Below are 17,448 nucleotides of genomic sequence, written 5' to 3' on the forward strand. Positions count from 1 at the left end.
AAATTATTTAACTAAAACGTCGTCATCAAAAATTGCGGCACGAGTTGTACCAACAACTCCATGGGCTAAATAGAGTCGTACACGCTCATATGGATAGTCTTTGTCAGGTATTAAACTGAACTCAAAAGGTTTACCCCCTAGATCTTCAGCCGGTTGTAACCAACCGGTTGTCTCACTAGAAGCGCCCTCTAAAAACTCTTGAATGTCATCACCAGCTTTTTTGATATAGTCCGGTGTAGCTTGGAACATATAAGTCCGCAGGATCTCGATACATTTATTCGTAACCCGAGCCGAAATCTCCGCGGCGGGAACTAAACGCAAAGCACTATTTTTGCTTTGGTATTGCGTAAGCACATCACTTAATACAAATAATGTAGTTTCAAACTTAACTGGGCGAACTACATTTACTTTAGCCTTAGCCAACATTTCTTGAGTCTGTTCATCTTCAAGATCAATATTCGGCATCTGGCTTAAATTTTTTGCTGTAAATGGATAATCTTTCCAAGCTACTGCATTTTTTAACGGCGCAAATCCTTGTTTATTTAACTTTGCATTACGTAATAATTTATCGCCGATGTAATGGCCCAAATAATAAGCTGGTACCTTACGACCTCTTAGCGTGACAGCATCAGTTGGGCGGCAAAGATTCGGGCTCCAAATGAATTGAACAAACTGTGATTGCGCATCTACGCTTGTCGCAAATTGAGCTGCTTGCTCAGCTGTAAAAGTTGGATTGATTTCAGCATCCAAAGGAATACGTAGCTTTGTAGCTGCACGTTGTGCCGCAACATAAATTGGTAAATCATGAGGATTTGGTAAAGTCAGATATGCCGGGGTACTTAATTGACTCGTCAGAATCTTATATAGTTCATCTGGATTAAATGATGGTAACGATTCATCTTCCAATGCCAATGTTTTTGAAGCACGACCTAAGCTATTTGATTCGTTATAAGCATTTGATTTGAGTATTGCTTGTAACGCATCAATACCTAACGATAAATCAAAACGCTCAAAATATTCTTTCGCATCAGCTACAGCGACAATAGAAGCAGAATTTTCAATGTCTCCATCTACTAATCCCTGAACAGTAACAATTTGATCACCTGTTACCGCATCACGGATTTCCAAACGCATAGAAATATCTGCAGGACCGCGTGGGCTAGTTACTTTCGCAAAAAAGGCCACATTGATTTCTGTATTTGCAAGATAACTGTGAGTATCAAATTCCAGTTTTAGTGATGGGCTGGCCCCTGCTACAAGGGATAGCTCACCTGTACTTGATAGAGCAAGTATATTCATTACATTACACGCCCAAGGCTATTTGTTTTAAGTATTTTGAGCCGTTGGCTTTTTTGATTTTCTGGCAAGTTCCAATGTAAAAAAAACCACTCGAAAGTGGTTTTTCATTTCCTAAATTTTATAATCCGCTAGCAGGTTCTGTAGGCTCTTCTGCCTCAGTAGGTACAATTTGAAGTACATTACCTTTCAAGCCATTAATTTGATCTAGGTTATCTAGCAATTGTTTATGAGCTTCGTCACCGATCAAAGTGAATGTGACCTTTTGACCAGCTTGTACCAAAACTTGCGTAAATGGTTCGGTAATGTCACTTAAACCGTTATTTTGAAGTGTAATACTTCGTTCAGTAGGATGATCACCAACAGCATCCATAATTGGGTTCGTGCCATCAATAATGAAAATAGTCATCTTGTTACTCAACAGTTAGATTCTTACCAAGCCCCTTCAACTGACGTAAGTTTTCCAGTACTTGATGTTTAAATGTTTGGTTATGACACGTAATACTTGCTGTTTTACCTGCCTCAATAGCAACACGTGATAACGGTTCTAAAACTGTTGAAAATCCGTTATTAGTAACTTTAATAACTAGCGGATCCACGCTACTCCCACCTGATACTGTTAACAAATCCGTAATGGGAGTATTAACTTTAGAAGTATCAGTTTCTTTAAGGACATGATCCGATTCATTCCCCACATCATCACCAGACTTACCACCATTTGAATCTAGATCATTTGAAGGTTTGACAGAATCATTCGATGTTTCAGTTGGTTTTCCATTTTCTTGAGCATTGGACTCTTCATTATCTGAATCGCTATTTTTCAAATCAGTAGGTTTATTACCTTCATTTTGAGATGCGCCGTCTTCAGGACCTTGGCTATTTAACAAATCACCTTGGTCTGAAGCTTTTTCATCACCAGCTTGGGTATTCTGTGTTTCTGTAGTTTTATTGGTTTTATTACGTGTGTTTTTTGGTTTAGTAGTCGCTTGTTCGTCAGTTGAAGCTAAAGTTTCGTCAGTGTTTTGTGTTGCTGCAGCCATGAGATTTTCCTTTCAATAAATAGGGTAAAAAGGCGCATCGAAATGCGCCCTTATCTGTTTTACTTACGAATTTTTGAGGGATGGCATATTGATACAGTGGATGACATAGCTTTGATCAGCATAACGTTCTAACGGGTTCATTTCGGCTGCTTGAGCACCGATTAAAGTAAGTACTGATTCACGCGCATCTGGTCGAGTTTCAATAACTGAAAGAGGCGTTTGAATAAAGCCAACGAACGGCGCACGAATTGGCTCATTACCACGACCAACTAAAAGCATATCAAACGCTGTATCTGCTTCAGCTACAAGCTCTTGTGCTGACGGTGCGTGGTAAACGTTAGTACCATCTGCAAGAGTACCAATACGGACAATTTGACCATAACCAGCAGTGTATCCGGTTTTAACTGGCATCTTGTCGCTTGACAGTTGATTAAAGAATACTGACCCAGTATCGCCAACATATAAGTCAAATGCGACGGTAGAGCCACCAGTACGTTGGTTAATATCCAATTTGGCCGCTGCAATAAATTTATTTACTTCCGCAAACAAGTCACCTGAAGTATTAAATGCAGCTGCTAATTTTCCAGTCACACCACGAGAAGCATCAAAAGTAACTTCACGAGCTGAGTATTCAGCTAAATCTTTTGCTTCACCTAATAAACGTACAGTTTGTTCTAAGAAAATTTTTCCTTGAACAATTGCTAAAGCCTGACCTAGAAAACCAAGCTTAAGTTCGTTAGTTAGCTGAGATTGTAATAGTGTTGAAGCTGTTACCCGTGCCATGATTGGTGATGCAACCATAGTTTCATATTCAGGTTCGAAATCAACACCAACTGGGGTTAATAGATAGTTATTATTACCATCCCGTGCATCAAAATCAGCCACAAGATGAACCTCAACTTTCGCACCATCTGGTAATGCTTCATTTAAGGTCACGCTAATTTTGCTAGCGGAAATATCAATTTCACTACCAATTACACGATATTCAACGCCGTTTACTACTACGTTTTTCTCGGCAATAGCTGAAATTTTACCTGTAATCTTTGATTTTGTTCGGTTACGTGTATGTGCAACTTCTTTACCATTGATCTTGATAGATACATTACCAGCAATAAATGGCAATAAACTCGCTTTGGCGTCAGGTGTTTTAGCCTTGAAGTCTTCATAACCAGTTCGTGCAGTCACAGTATAAGTTGTACCTGCGCCACCATTAGACAATGCAAAACGGAATCGTCCTTCAACGTAAGGCTTAGAAGCATTTGCACCATCTAAGTATTCTGATTTCTTCATTGCACCAAAATCACGGTTGGTGATAAAGCGAATAGATACAATCGGTACTTCATTTGAGCCATTTGAGTTGGGAATCATAGCAACGATAGGTGTTGCATAAGCGATAACGTTGGCGATAGTAGCAACTGTAATTGCTGGAACGATGCTTACAGATTCATGATGCTGGTGATTTACATCATCAAAACCAGATTCATTAATACTATCGTAATAGCTAAGGGTCTCGGCAGGCAAAGCAGCTGCTTGTTTCGCACCACTTAAACCAGCAGTTAATGCAGCTGCAATGATTGAAGGATGCGGTAATTCACCTCCATGACGTGATTGATATTGTGATACCCCAAACATCACAGCTTTATCAACTTCTGGCGCATATTCGATGCCAATTGAATCAAAAATTGCTTTTAATACTTCTGGGTACTCTTCTGCCGCTGTTTGAGCACTGTCAAACCCATTTTCAAGCTCTTCAGGACTTTTGAAATAGTAATTTCGGCACTGAACAGTAGCTAGTTGTTGAGCATCATACTTTTTACGAATTTCTTCTGTTAACACAGTCATTTTAAACCAGCCTTTGGCTTTCTATGTAAGATGCAGAAAGTCTGACATGGCGTATTTTTACTAAAACTGGTCGGTTCCAAACATAAAAAAGTCCCCAAAATTGAGGACAAAGAAAATGTAGCTAAAGGACCATCTCAGCCCTTTATTTATATAGCTATCCGCTTACACCACTTGAAACATAAATCTCCACATTATCACCTGCTTTCACTTTATAACGGAGCTTATCCCAGCAATGCTGTCTAAACGGTTCAGTATCGGGCGCAGCAGCTGTTAATGTAAGAATAGACACCCAGTGAGAATCGTTTTGCGGATCTGCATATGGAATATTGCTTCCGAAAAACTCTACTTCTGCCCCGTTCCCGATTACCTGGTAATTGAATATTGCAGAAGTACATTGTTCAGCCATTTCAATGTCGCCTGTCTTTTTACCTTTTTCATTGAAAATTAAATAGCTCATTTAGTTTCTCCATCACCTATAGGTGAAATAAACAAATCATCTCTACGGTTTAAAACATACTTACTGCCAAAATCTGCCATGAGGCTAAAACCAGTAATATTTACAATCTCAAACCACAACATTAGGTTTTCATAAATCATTAAACCTAAAAGATCACCTTCTTTAAGAATCAAGTCAGGGATGTTGATTATCCTTTCCAAAACATCATCCAATTCTTCATTGAATGTCTCTACTTGAGCGGTTAGCACCAAGTCAGATGGGTTATTCATTGAGAAGTTCTTTTGAATATAACCACCATTAAATTTATCGAAATGAACATAAGCAGCGCCCTTATATTCATACTTGTAGTTGGGTTCGTCTTGAATCGATAAAGTGTTCGCTTCAAAAGAAAGAGGATCTAAAGGTTTTGAATCTTCAGCCGGATTATTGAAAATTACTTCTTTTCGCCAAATTTGCGCTGGAATACTTGCTAGAGCATTCATCACAACACGTCTAGCTGCTAAACGGCGTCCATTTGCAACTTGATTTACTGATCTATTTAGCATTTCGACTTAAACCCTTCATAAAGACATTTAACATGTCATTGTCGATTGCGCCTGATTTATGTAAGGCTTGAATTCTTTCAATTTGACTCGCTCTAACAGTTTCCACTTCAAAACGTTTGAGGGTTTTTAATTCGCGTTCTAAGAGCTTTTTGGCAACTTTATCAGCTCTACGCATCATTTCTTTTTCTGCTTTTTGGATATTGGCTTTGATTGGCTTAACAGAACCATTCATCAAATCCTTTACTTGCTCGTTAATTGAATTCTGTATTTGCTTATCTGTTTGTTTATACCGTGCACCTACTTGTTTTTTACGGTCTTTCTCTACTTCCTTTTTAAGGTAGGCAATCCCAGATGGTGAACTAATCCACTTAACAACGCGCAATACATGCTTACATGCCACACCGGATAAATGCGGGTTACGTATCTTTGGAAAGCCGCCCTCATCACGTCCTAAATTGTAACCGCCAATAGTTGCCATATAGCGGTACCAGAACGTATGACGTTCGCAATCACACTGAAATTTGATTTTGCCTTTAGCCAAGCGGTTTTTGACGGTGTTTAATGCCTGTTTATCGATATCAAAAACAACAGATTTAAAGTTAGAAAACTCAATCTCAACGTGATGATTTAAAACTTTACTATTTGGTCCGGCATTAGTAAGCAAGTGAACTAAACCAGCTTTTCTGCTTACTGGAACCGCCAAATAGATTTGCTCATTTGCCCGGTCAATATCGTCTTGTCGGCTTAAATTAATGATGTTTTGAGGGGTAATACCCTTACTATACTGATCTTTTAATAGTTGAATGTTTTCCTGAAATGCCAAGATATCATCACGGGTAATACGCCGTGGTACTTCTCCATTTCGCTGACCTAATGTTGTAAAAAGTACCCTTTCGACATCATATTTTTCCCCTTGGGCAATATCTTGTGGTCGCAAGAACATAGGCTTAGGGATCTTTCTTCCCCAATCATCATATTCAATTTCTTTTTCGGCAAATGCCCGCTGTTCTCTATCTGCACGCTGGCGGCTCTGTTGATCTCTACGAACTCCACCATTTTGCAAAGATTGGTTTAATTGCAGCTGGGCACGGCGTAAATCATCTGGCTTGAATGCTGACATATTAATTATCCTGCAAGTATTCTTTTTGAAGTCTTAAAAGATCAACGAGCCTTGGAAATGCTACCTTTTGTAGTGGTAGTTTTTCCCAAACGCCGTTCACACCACACGCCACAAGTACTGCATCAATATGGTTTCTTGAACCATATAATTTCAAACTCAACAGTGATGGATCTTGAGATTCATCGTCTTTGATTTCCCAAACAATCAGATTCTGAATATTATTTTGTTGAAGATTCCGGTGAATTAAGTCTCTAATAGCATTTCGATAATCATTTCTCATAATGTTTTACCTATTTAAGCTTTAACAGTACTTACACGAGCAAAGCCACCAGTACCTGCTTTACCAGTGTTACCATTACTTTCGGTTGCAACACCAGGTTCACCAACAACTAAAGTCATATACTGAGTTTTTTCGGTTGAATTCACATATCGGCAAATGAGTAAACCACCACTTGCACCACCACCACCAAGTGCCCAGCCATCATCACCTACACCATTAGCACCATCACCACCAGCACCCCAGTTTGATACTGGACTTACTGATGCGCCGCCTTTGTGGTTTGTTTGGTTTGCAGCTGTACCAGCGTTACCAAGCTTGCGTGAAATTTCGGTTATGTTTGATGTCACAGTGATTACACCTGCTAAACCACCAGCACCATTTGAGAAAGCACTACCATTCGACCACTGACCACTGGTACCGCCTTTACCGCCGCCAACAACCGCCAAATCAAGTTCATTTAAACGTAAGCGTGTATCTGTTCCACTGGTCCCATGTGCCAATGCTCCTAACTCCCAGACACTGCCACCACCAGCACCACCAGCACCAACCAAAATGAATTCTTTTTGTTCTTTCGGTTGAATTGGAATGATATAAACACCTGGGACTGTGTAATCGCCGTTTCCATCGTTTAGTGTTTCTGCAGCTACCTGAACAACGGACCAATTCACAGTACCTGAATACCCTATCCGGTTTTGACCTGAGCGGTCCCAAACTTCATATGAAAAACCCTTTTCAGCACGGGTAAGCTTCCATGCTTCATGTGGGCTTTCTGGTGTTAAATAGATTGCATACTTTGAATCACGTAAATCAGTAACTTTGCCACCTAGTTCAACTGTGGCTGAGCTACCAATATTTACACCTGCTCCAATTAATTTTGGATATTGAGCATCTAAGTTTTTCTTGAAATCGATTAACTGCTGTAACAAATTTTTGGAACTAAGATCTAGATCATCAATCTGTTGTTGTAAATCATCGTCTTTGGCTTTTACATCTTTTTCAAATGCATATTGGGGGTGCGGATCCTCATGCTGATTATGTTCAGTCATGAGCTTACGAATTAACGCGCCGTATTGTGGGTGTGGGTCTTCATCTGCACTATGCTGATTCATCAACATCACAGCAATTGGTGTGTTTGGATCAATCTTGATAGTTACGTTTTTTAAATTAACGTCAGTTAAAACAAATCCAAATGTAACAATGGCTACTACGTTTGCATGTAAAGACATGATTGATTGAGCAGCTGTAGTCGAGGCCACCGCAAGTAAAGTGCCATCTGATAGGTAAATACCCATCTCAAACACTTCCATTGTTAAAGTGGGCTCAATACTCATTACAAAACGCAAAGTACCCGTTTCTGTATCTACACCACCGCCGTTAAGAGAAAATCTAGCTAATTCATTTTTAAGAGAAGTTAGGTTTTTCGCTTCTACTGATGCATCAAATTTGCCGGTACCAACAGCAAGATGGGTAAGTTCCCCACCAAAGCTAGCAACATCACCCACTTTATTTAATGCATTCCGACCTGCGTCAGTTAAAAAGAAGTTAATAGCCATAACCCACCCATATGATTTATTGATCTATGGTAGTTATGAAGAATAGTTATTTAAGTGGGCAGTTCCATATAACTAATCATTTTCTTTTTCAGCTGCTTCTCTTAAAGCACTGAATCTTGACTTACGTTCAGCTTGTTCACGGCCTTCCGGTGTATCGTCAGTGACATTTACGGTTTCGTAAGCTTCAGTGTAGTGAACGTTTTCCAAGAATAAGAAAGCAAAAGCATCACCGATATCCGGTGATTTAATTCCCATCCGTTTCATTTCGTCTTTGCTTAAGATTTTATAACGAGCAAAGTCATCAAAACGGTATGGAACGTGGATTAACTGATCTTTAATTTTCACATTGTGTTTCTTCGTTTTTATTTTAAAACGGCCATTTGCGATTGCTCGAGCTAAGCCCACATAAGCTAATGACCGTTTATTTGTAAACTCTTTTCTATTGTCATTACTAAAACATTGTGAGCCCCAATAAACAGGAACGTAGAAAATACCTTGCTTTTTAAGGTATTGGCCTAAACCTTTACCCGCCCCGTTATCATCTACAACCAAGTTAGCATTTGGGTACTGTAAAAGTAGCTCATTAATCTTTGCAAATAGTTCTAAAATATCATCTCTGTTTTTGCATAATGGAATATCTACAACTTCTACACGGCGTGCGCGCTCTCCCCATTGCGATTCACCCCAAACTTTAGAAACAACAATTACTGAATCGTCACGGCCAACACCACCACCAACATCAACAGTAATGACATAACCGAATTGATGGTCATCAAAAATACTCGCGCCAACATACATTTCTTCGGTTTGACGCTTGGTGATTAAGAACTCATCTGATAAGTCAGGGAATTCACCTAAAACACGAATCTTATACTGAGCATCTTCCCTGCTGCCGTATTTTTGCCGTTGTTCCTGTAAGGATTGTTCACTAACTAGTGGTGACTCTTCCCCGTTAAATGTGAGTGCAATCCAAACACCACCAGCTCGATGACTTAACTTGTGATGAGTCTCATAGAACATACCCGCGTTACGAGTAGGCTGTGAGGTCATTACTGCACGGTTATCTTCATGCGTTAAGGCACCAAAAGCTACATCAAGGACAGCATCATCTACACCACTGGCCTCATCGACCCAGACCATGTAGTTATCGCCGTGGTTACCAGCTAAGTTTGTAGGTTGATGTTTTGGTGCTGTCTTCGCAAAAACATACCATTTTTCTTTGTAGCCTTTGATGTAAACGAGTTCAGACTGGTACCCAACATAATCAGCAAGCCAAGCCAAAGGCCCTTGCTTCAATCGTGCTAGATTGATACTGATTTCTTTCCAGACTTGTTTTTTTAACTGCCCAATCTGCGGAGCAGTAAACATCATGATGGATTCATCAAAAAACAAGAGATGCCATAAGGCAACAATACCGGCACTGGCCGTTTTACCAGTGTTATGAAGTACTAAGTCATCATCACCTAAGAAAAATGGATCTGGATCGAGTACAAAACCGTAATATTTACCTTCACCTAGCTCAGTAACCGATGTAATTTTTAAAGGCTTATGTTCACCATCTATAAGCCTATACGATGCAAACTGTTCTCTATTTTCTGGCTTTAATTTCAGGTATTGAGAAACAAGTAATTCAATCTTGTCGCCCTTGGACCAGCCGTTACCATCGTATAAGGAAATTAAGCAAAGGATGTGGGATTTATTGAAGGTATGAGCTTTACCATTCTCATATTCAAACCGGTACATTTCCTGATAACCGGTTACTGTTTTAATTACATCTAGTTCTGTCTTACCATCTGCAGCAAGAATTTTATGATTTAGGTTAATGCGCTCAACTGGGATAAATTCCCCATTGGCTAATTTGATTAATGTCCCTTTTCCAAAGCAACCATGCCCCGATGCTACGGAAGTACGGCTACCATCAAATGCAATAGATTCAAAAAGTAATTCTTGTTGCCATGTGGGTTCGACACCTAATGCTTCTACGGCGAAAGCATAGATGTCGTATCGATAACGCTCACAAAGTTCCCACCATTCGGGAATTTCTTTTAATGGTGCCAAAGCCATACCGTAAAAACACCATTACTTAATAGATTGAAAAAGGAAGCATTGTTGGATCTACAGCATCTTCTTCAAACTGATTCCCTTCAGTAATTGAAAAGCCTTTGGCAATTTTCGTACTAGCCCAAACAGCTAATAGAATTGCAATGTGTCCATTGTTTAAGCTGCTGCTATCAAATTCCTGCTGAAGGCCGTTTTTATCGACCTTACGGATTTCAAGAACGTTTTTAGGGTTGTACTGGTTTAGCTTTGGCTCAATTTCAATTAACTTTGCTCTGAAACGAGCTTGGTAAATTGAAATCACTTCTTCTAAATGCTCTTTTGCATTGAAACTTAATTGCCAATTCTGTACTTGGTCCGGTGAGTCAGTTACTACAACTGTTTGATCTCTTAAATCGCTTGGTACGGGCAAATTTGAATAAACAGCTGTTTTTTGAATAACAAGCTCACCTGTATCAGCAAATGCCGCTCCAATAAGACGAATTGGTTGATCCGAAAACCCAGCAACACGGCTGTCTATACGAATAATTCCAGACATTACATGTATCCTTAGCGCCGTTTGCGTTCTAACTTGGTTTGGCATTCAATGCAGAATTTCACGCCACCTAAAGCACGGCGGCGCTCTGGTATTTCTTCACCACATTCAACACATTCTTTTTCAGATTCGCCTTCAAAACGGCATCGGTTTGCAATTTCTTGCTGCAATAAATAATCAGCACTTTCTTGTGCCTTATCGATTAAGTCAGTCATCTATACGCTCAACTGTAATTTCACCTGTTTCTCTATCACCCTTCACACGCTGGTGATCGAGTGATGTGTACTGATCAGCTTGCACTACAACTTTGTCGTTGATTGCGGGCTGTTCCGTTGCTGAGCCGTCAGGTTCATAGCCATTACCTGTGTTGTTGTCGAATGGACCACCGAAACCGATGACGTTAGGTGTATAACCCACAAGCTGAATATCTACAGTTGAGATAGAAAGATTGATTGCTTCGCTTGGGACTGGTGATGGAAAAAGTTCATTTTCAAAAACAGTGAATGTTGAATTAACAACATGATCATTCCATTGCTGAAATGGCACATTAAAACGGCGGTTATCGCTGCTAGACATGTATGCGCAAAACTGCCCAATGACTGAACGCAGATCATTAGGATTGGTGGCAAAGAAAGCGATTTGAGCACGTACAGTTGTTGGCACAAGACGAACCTTCACCCGTTTCTCATCAATGACCGTTTCAATAAAATCAGGCACTGGTAGTAATTGATTTACATCTGGGGGTTGGTCAGTTAACGCTGTTGCAGTAAGCATTACAGGTAAAAGCACTTTGGACTCTTCCTCATGCTTCTGGCTTTTTCTATATTCAGAAAGCATTGCTTCTGAGTCGTCCATCATCCGTGACGGACATGCTTTTATAGCGTTACCAATGGCTCTCAACTTCCAGTCAGCCGTTAATTGTGTCTCAGGCATATACCAAGCACGAAAATTGACAAGCTGCTTATACCAAGCGTTTTGGATGCTTTTAAGCGAATCGTTGGGGTAATTCATTATTACCCCCATACACTAAAGATATTGCCAAAAGACTTTTTCGGCTTTTTAGGTTTCTCTTTTACGTTTGGATTGTCCAAACTTTGAATGATTTGTTCAGCTTGTTGTTGTACTGAATCAAAACTCTTCACAGGATTTACCATACCCGTATAGAGTTCTTTTTTGCGTTCTTCTCTAAGTTGTTGCAGGCGTTTCTGTTTATCAAATTTTTCTGATAATTCACCCACTAATCCTTGAGCATTTCCTAACTCGGTTAATAGATGCAGCTGACTATTGATATTGTCGTATGTCTGTAAAATTTGATCTTCAAGTAATTGGGCAATAATAATTTCGGGCTGTGATAACTGTGAAATATCTGTTGCGCTATCAAAGCAAGAAACAACACCTTCTGGCTCTTCAGGAACAAATAATCCATCAAATAACTGACCATCCCCTACATTACTTGCATAATTTGGTTGTGCAACGAAATCAAAACCAAAAAAACCCGTTGGAATTAAACGGCCACCGACATTCTTGTAATTGACTGATGTGCTAAAACCACCCGCTTGGGCTTTATAATCTTGTAATGCGATCTCACCAGGCTCGTTATCATAAAACTCTTCTCGGTGTTCAACTGTTCCATCCTTTGAAGCACGTAATTCAATTGTTTTAAACGCCCGTGAAAGATATACAACTTTACCTTTAATGATCACCGTTTCAGGCGGCACCATACCATAGCGCTGTCGAATTTGATGACCGTAAAAACCTTGTAATGAATTAGTAGCAACCATTTCTTGTACATGGTCACTGTTGATCAAGTTGACCATTGCATCTACATCGACATTACTTCGATCAACACCGGTAAATTTACGGCATCGGTCATGTAAGTTGTAAGATAGAACTTTTGTCTTTCTATTTTTGCTAGCCATAAAAAAGCCCCAATGCTGTGATTGAGGCTATTGTTTCAGTTGTTCTATAGTTGAAATTTAATCAGTTCCAAATCAAATCTTTTGATCAAACTCAATTAATTCCAATAGCTTGTCATGCTGTTTATCTTCAATGGTTGCATCAAAGATGTACCCACTTTTAAGAGAAATAAAAACATCATAAAAGCGCTCATGGATCATGCCTCCTCGATGTTCACTTTCGGAGACTTGCAAACAATCCATTTGAGATAAGTCAATTAATTGAGAACAAGCACGTTTTCTACAAAAGATTTTTAATCGCATACTTCACCCAATTACTTAACAAGAGTGCCTTCAACACCACGAGCACGGCGCTCAGCTGTACGTTTATTAAATTCTTCTAGCGCACTTTCCATATAAATAATGGCTTGTTTGTTGAACTCACTCGGAAATTTTTCATCCAAGGTTTTAGTACGGTGAATAAGTACTTTTAACAATGCTTCACTGGTAACCCCATTCACACCATGTTCTGGAATTGGGCCATCCTGAAAATGAATACTGATTTCAAAATCTTTTGCATTTTGGTTTTCAGGATTTGCTGAAATCTTATAGTAATGGCCCTGAGCATATTCCGTGATGCCTTCAACCACTTCCCCTTTAATAACTTTATCAATTTCTTGTGGTTCTAATTCATGGCTTGCATATCCTAAGAAATGATCAATTAATAAGTTTTCTCCCTGACCATTGATAGGTTCTGCGATTCCTACTAAAACATTGTCTTGAGCTTGTTGCATATAAAAAAGTCCTGAACTAATGAACAGGACTATGAAATCATTTTGTATTTGAGCGCTAACTCAACAGTTCCAATTGAATTAAAGGAAGTTATAGACTGCATAAGGCTTAGCTGCTATTGCCGCTGCAAAGCTTGTGGTACCTAAATCTCTATCAAATGCCATTGAGTGAACTTTAACGACAATATTGGCTGGTACTAAACGCCGTAATATCGGTGACAGCTCTACCACTTCATTTGCATCAACAGTTTTATCTAAAACAATCCTAATCCGACTTGTTAAGAAGTAATTTGGCTTTTCAAAATCAGACAAATAGGCTGGATATTCTTTTAGCTTTTCCAAGCTGTGCCATAGCCGGATAATCTGAAAATGATCTTTCCCCCACAACATTCGTAAAACAAACTCTAAAAACGCTAATCCTCTTTTATTACCCATGCTGCTCCAATTGGCATAGATAATTCGCATTAACGTATCAGAGGTGTTATTTCGCCGTAATACAACAAGTCCGTTTTGTTTAGAGAACCGTTCTACAACTGTTTTACTACCGATATGAGGACAACCGTAGTCCAGTAAATCTTGTATCGACTGCTCAAAGTTTTGTGCAAATACTTGTTTAAATGCTTTAGCAAGTGCGGTTTGCAAGCCCGTACTTACATAGTGTTCATCGATAGGCCGAGTAAAGCTTATAGAGTCCATGTAGCCCCCGAAATATCAGCGGTGCGTTCCAACTCAACAGTAATGCTGTCTTTTGTCACATACACCCACTCATTAGGCTTATTCAACTCATTTGAAAGCATAATGGTAAAGTCACTCATCCGGTCTTGGAAAGCCACAATATTGTCATTAATCAGCTTCCCCATTTCTTGCGTATTAAAGCCATTAACCAGCCAACGACTTGAGCTCAATGATTCACGCCCGTAACGTTCTACAAGTAATTCTTTGATCTGTGTCTTAACCATATCTGTGTTATGTACAGAAGCCAAAGAGCCTTTAATTTTTACTTCAATTGGCTTTTCTACAACTTCATGTACATTCACTTTACCTTCATACAAGTTATCGCAATAACCAATATACCGACAGATATCTTGTTCTAACGTTGCTTGTTCAGCTGGGTTCTTGGCAACCACCACAAGGTTTAAATGATTAATGTCGCGGTATGTAATGGCAAAGTGTTGCTCTTGCAAAGTTTCATTCCAAACAGAAATAAACTGTGCCCGTTTCATGAATTTTTTACGGACCGCATAGTCAAAGTTGCCCAGAAATACAGCATCTTCATCGTAAAGCGATGGATAGCTTGATAATAAACGTAATTCAGATACAGCTAACGGATCTACGCCCTCTCTAATCACTCCACCAGCTTTAAAACGCACTGATATGCGTTGTTCATCATTAGAAAGTACATCAAGTAAAGCCGCATCTTTTAAACGATTGACATCAACTTCCCCGTATGTCTCAAGAATTCCAATTATTACCGTTTCATTGGCTTGCAGAGTACGACCAGCTCTATCAGAATCGCCAAACTCAATAAACAATCTTCTTAGATTATCTGTAGTAACAGTTACAGCATATTCACCTGGTTCAACATTCATCCAGCGCGGCTTAATTACATAGTTATTATTGCCCTGCTTAACCGAAATATTTGCAAGTGAAAGGTCCTCTAAAAGGTCTATTCGATATTTATGGAACCCTTCTGTAACTGGTACAACATATTTAATTTCACGGTATTCACTTTGTTCGGCTATTACTTCCGCCGTCTCACCAGCTTTAACATTAATGGATTGAAGCAACCGCCACACTCTACCGCCGCTATGGTCCTCAATCATTCGCCCTTGACTTAAGCTCACAGCATTTGTTGACCGGTTGATGATTTCAATTAAGTGCTGACACGGCGTACCTATAGGCAAAATGCCTTTATTTGTAGCATCCGCAATAATTGAGCGGTCACGTGTTTTGGTAAATGGTTCAATTGAAGCAATATCGATTTCTGGACCAAATGCAGTCAAAAAACTAGCCATAGAACGCAGCTGGTGAACGACAATTGGATCTTGAGCTTTATAGCGTTCCTGAATCTCATAATCATCTATCGCTGCTTGGAGCTGGGCTTCAAAATCAGCTTGCGTTAATGTCATATGTCTCACCTGTTACTGATTTACCCAATCGGTCTGCTACTTGGTTAAGATCTATATTCACATTCATGATGCTTAAATGAATATGAACCGTCTCAAATCCTTCGGTTTGTGAATACAGTGCTAATTGGTCAGAGTTAAGCTCAGATAATATTGGTAGATCCTTTTTCATCTTAATGATAAAACTATCTGCCACCCTCGAGTCTAAAGGTGCCATTAGCAAATCATAAAGAGGTGCACCAAAATCAGAACCATACTTCCCATTGACCGGATGATTAAGCCAGTACTCAACCATGTCTAAAATTGTTTTAGATGTGATCATTAGGAAGTTGCTCTATTACTGAAAATCATCAAAAGCTTTACTAGTATTGCAGTGCCGATCTGGTAAGTTGAAAAAATGGTGAAATAGATTATGAATATCCATAATGAAACGCTTAATGCATCAAAATATGAAGCAACGTTATAGATTCGCCAATCAACAAGAATAATAGTGATCAATACACATGCCATACTTATGAAATACATATATCTGATTTCTTTAAATAAGAGGCTTATAGGCACATGACGGAATTGTTTAATATACGCAGCTTTATTCTTGCTATTCCATCCTGTAACAACGGAAAGATAAGCTAAAAATGCAAGAATTAAGACAATATCAATACCGATTTGAATTTGCATAAAAAACACCCTTAATAAGAACTGTATTAAGGGTATTGCTTTTGTATATATGTAAGCGTGAATGGTTCCATATTTGAAAATAAGAAATGCATGGATTATTATATATACAAAGCCCGCTCCACTTATGACACGAGAACGTATAGGGTCATAAGTGTAGGTTAGAAGATGTCGCAACCCATCTCTAACTACCGGGCTTTTTTTAATGCACTTCAAAAGCTGTAAGCAGCCATGCATTACTACCTTCTCGCTTAATCAATGACGCTTCATGCGAATTAAATACAATATTTATTCTTGTAGATAATCCACGTTCTGTACGCCGTTGTGTACTACCTTGAGCGATTGTTTGCACAATAGTATCCACAAGCATATGCACAACTTCATCATATGTCATGCCATCACTTTCCATACGGCGCTTGATAATATGCTTAATACCCTGTTTATCACTGCCATACTCAAAATCCACCCAGCCTAAATCATTACGATACATAGCTCTATGCACTGTGGTTTTTTCCATAATGGCTTTGTTCATTGCAGCTTTACCACGTGTGATATTTGCTGTAACTGATTTGATTGGACTCGCACTATCAAATTCAGGCTTTCCCAGTTCGGATTGACCAGCCTCCGAACTTATACCAAGTTGATGCTTTGCTTGTTCAATTTGTTCCTTAAGCTGGTCACGGTGAGCTATTTGCTTAGCTAAATCCTCATCAAGCTTTTGCTCTTGTTCTTCGACTTCTTTAATTTTCTGATCTACAGAAGTACGGCGCGGCGGTAAGCTAACTTTTTCACGCTTATTTTGTTCTTGGATTTTAGATTGTGCTTCACGGATAAGTTTAGCAACACAACTTACGGCGTTTTCAAATGTTGGCTTATAGTCATCACTAAAATCGCCAGATAGAACAATTACTTTATCATTCAGTTCGGCCTTCACTACATCCGCTAATGCACGAATATAAAGTGTAAGCGTAGCGCCACCTGAAAAGAAAAATGCAACTGGTAAAACGCTAACACCAGCAACGCGCTTAATTTTGCGAAATTCTGGTGTAACAATCGTTTGGCCTGTTGCTTTTTCTAATGCCGATTGGATCTTTTTAATGTATGGAGTAGTAGCTGTTATAGCTGCTAGATTAAGACTGCCCATGAAAAATAACCTCATATTAATGAGGTTATCTTGTAAGTAAATTTTTTCTAGAAATTACATAAGTTCCATTAAATTTCATTTTGTTTATAAA

The 17,448-nt window shown here is 39.2% G+C and carries 21 protein-coding genes; all 21 read right to left on the reverse strand.

The genetic code is table 11. The annotated features are described in order from the left end of the window. Nucleotides 1-3: 3 nt before the first annotated feature. Nucleotides 4-1,299, reverse strand: a complete 1,296-nt coding sequence (locus EGT34_RS03840) for a hypothetical protein (RefSeq protein ID WP_001022853.1) — start codon at nt 1,297-1,299, stop codon at nt 4-6. A 118-nt stretch (nt 1,300-1,417) separates the two neighbouring features. Further along, nucleotides 1,418-1,705 carry a hypothetical protein gene (locus tag EGT34_RS03845; RefSeq protein ID WP_000151778.1) on the reverse strand — a complete coding sequence of 96 codons (288 nt, stop codon included), beginning with the start codon at nt 1,703-1,705 and terminating at the stop codon, nt 1,418-1,420. Nucleotides 1,706-1,709: 4 nt separating this feature from the next. Continuing rightward, nucleotides 1,710-2,336 carry a hypothetical protein gene (locus tag EGT34_RS03850; protein ID WP_000718478.1) on the reverse strand — a complete coding sequence of 209 codons (627 nt, stop codon included), beginning with the start codon at nt 2,334-2,336 and terminating at the stop codon, nt 1,710-1,712. Between the two features lie 63 nt (nt 2,337-2,399). Beyond that, a complete protein-coding gene (locus tag EGT34_RS03855; protein ID WP_000217481.1) occupies nt 2,400-4,178 on the reverse strand; it encodes a hypothetical protein in 1,779 nt (592 codons plus the stop codon). A 154-nt stretch (nt 4,179-4,332) separates the two neighbouring features. After that, complete coding sequence (locus EGT34_RS03860) at nt 4,333-4,635, reverse strand: hypothetical protein (RefSeq protein WP_000120883.1); 303 nt, start codon at nt 4,633-4,635, stop codon at nt 4,333-4,335. Next, nucleotides 4,632-5,180, reverse strand: coding sequence for a hypothetical protein (locus tag EGT34_RS03865; RefSeq protein WP_000934751.1), 549 nt, complete (start codon nt 5,178-5,180; stop codon nt 4,632-4,634). The genes EGT34_RS03860 and EGT34_RS03865 overlap by 4 nt, the downstream gene beginning before the upstream one ends. Beyond that, complete coding sequence (locus tag EGT34_RS03870) at nt 5,170-6,300, reverse strand: hypothetical protein (protein WP_001272161.1); 1,131 nt, start codon at nt 6,298-6,300, stop codon at nt 5,170-5,172. The genes EGT34_RS03865 and EGT34_RS03870 overlap by 11 nt, the downstream gene beginning before the upstream one ends. A 1-nt stretch (nt 6,301) precedes the next feature. Then, the gene (locus EGT34_RS03875; RefSeq protein WP_001243272.1) at nt 6,302-6,580 is read right to left on the reverse strand and encodes a hypothetical protein; all 279 of its coding nucleotides are present in this window, start codon (nt 6,578-6,580) and stop codon (nt 6,302-6,304) included. Between the two features lie 14 nt (nt 6,581-6,594). Continuing rightward, nucleotides 6,595-8,133, reverse strand: coding sequence for a phage tail protein (locus tag EGT34_RS03880; protein ID WP_000996675.1), 1,539 nt, complete (start codon nt 8,131-8,133; stop codon nt 6,595-6,597). Nucleotides 8,134-8,205: 72 nt separating this feature from the next. After that, a complete protein-coding gene (locus tag EGT34_RS03885) occupies nt 8,206-10,197 on the reverse strand; it encodes a hypothetical protein (protein WP_001162229.1) in 1,992 nt (663 codons plus the stop codon). A 19-nt stretch (nt 10,198-10,216) separates the two neighbouring features. After that, nucleotides 10,217-10,729 (reverse strand): hypothetical protein, encoded by a 513-nt coding sequence (locus EGT34_RS03890; RefSeq protein WP_000014221.1) that lies wholly within the window; start codon nt 10,727-10,729, stop codon nt 10,217-10,219. Nucleotides 10,730-10,740: 11 nt separating this feature from the next. Further along, entirely contained in the window at nt 10,741-10,941 is a 201-nt protein-coding gene (locus EGT34_RS03895) for a TraR/DksA C4-type zinc finger protein (protein WP_000130711.1), read from the reverse strand. After that, nucleotides 10,934-11,737, reverse strand: a complete 804-nt coding sequence (locus tag EGT34_RS03900; protein WP_001108881.1) for a hypothetical protein — start codon at nt 11,735-11,737, stop codon at nt 10,934-10,936. The genes EGT34_RS03895 and EGT34_RS03900 overlap by 8 nt, the downstream gene beginning before the upstream one ends. Before the next feature lie 2 nt (nt 11,738-11,739). After that, entirely contained in the window at nt 11,740-12,645 is a 906-nt protein-coding gene (locus tag EGT34_RS03905; RefSeq protein WP_000157182.1) for a hypothetical protein, read from the reverse strand. A gap of 72 nt (nt 12,646-12,717) precedes the next feature. Next, nucleotides 12,718-12,945, reverse strand: a complete 228-nt coding sequence (locus EGT34_RS03910) for a hypothetical protein (protein WP_001237354.1) — start codon at nt 12,943-12,945, stop codon at nt 12,718-12,720. 11 nt (nt 12,946-12,956) lie between these two features. Next, a complete protein-coding gene (locus tag EGT34_RS03915) occupies nt 12,957-13,415 on the reverse strand; it encodes a hypothetical protein (protein ID WP_001183519.1) in 459 nt (152 codons plus the stop codon). Between the two features lie 78 nt (nt 13,416-13,493). Continuing rightward, a complete protein-coding gene (locus tag EGT34_RS03920) occupies nt 13,494-14,108 on the reverse strand; it encodes a hypothetical protein (RefSeq protein ID WP_000377371.1) in 615 nt (204 codons plus the stop codon). Beyond that, nucleotides 14,096-15,541 carry a hypothetical protein gene (locus tag EGT34_RS03925; protein ID WP_000176698.1) on the reverse strand — a complete coding sequence of 482 codons (1,446 nt, stop codon included), beginning with the start codon at nt 15,539-15,541 and terminating at the stop codon, nt 14,096-14,098. The genes EGT34_RS03920 and EGT34_RS03925 overlap by 13 nt, the downstream gene beginning before the upstream one ends. Continuing rightward, complete coding sequence (locus tag EGT34_RS03930; protein ID WP_000633138.1) at nt 15,522-15,860, reverse strand: hypothetical protein; 339 nt, start codon at nt 15,858-15,860, stop codon at nt 15,522-15,524. The genes EGT34_RS03925 and EGT34_RS03930 overlap by 20 nt, the downstream gene beginning before the upstream one ends. After that, nucleotides 15,860-16,216 (reverse strand): hypothetical protein, encoded by a 357-nt coding sequence (locus EGT34_RS03935; RefSeq protein ID WP_001166851.1) that lies wholly within the window; start codon nt 16,214-16,216, stop codon nt 15,860-15,862. Before EGT34_RS03935 ends, EGT34_RS03930 begins: the two co-directional genes overlap by 1 nt. A gap of 199 nt (nt 16,217-16,415) precedes the next feature. Beyond that, entirely contained in the window at nt 16,416-17,357 is a 942-nt protein-coding gene (locus EGT34_RS03940) for a hypothetical protein (RefSeq protein WP_000535146.1), read from the reverse strand. Nucleotides 17,358-17,448: the final 91 nt, after the last annotated feature.

The sequence above is a fragment of the Acinetobacter sp. FDAARGOS_558 genome, from assembly GCF_003937785.1.
GTDB classification, from domain to species: Bacteria; Pseudomonadota; Gammaproteobacteria; order Pseudomonadales; family Moraxellaceae; genus Acinetobacter; species Acinetobacter baumannii.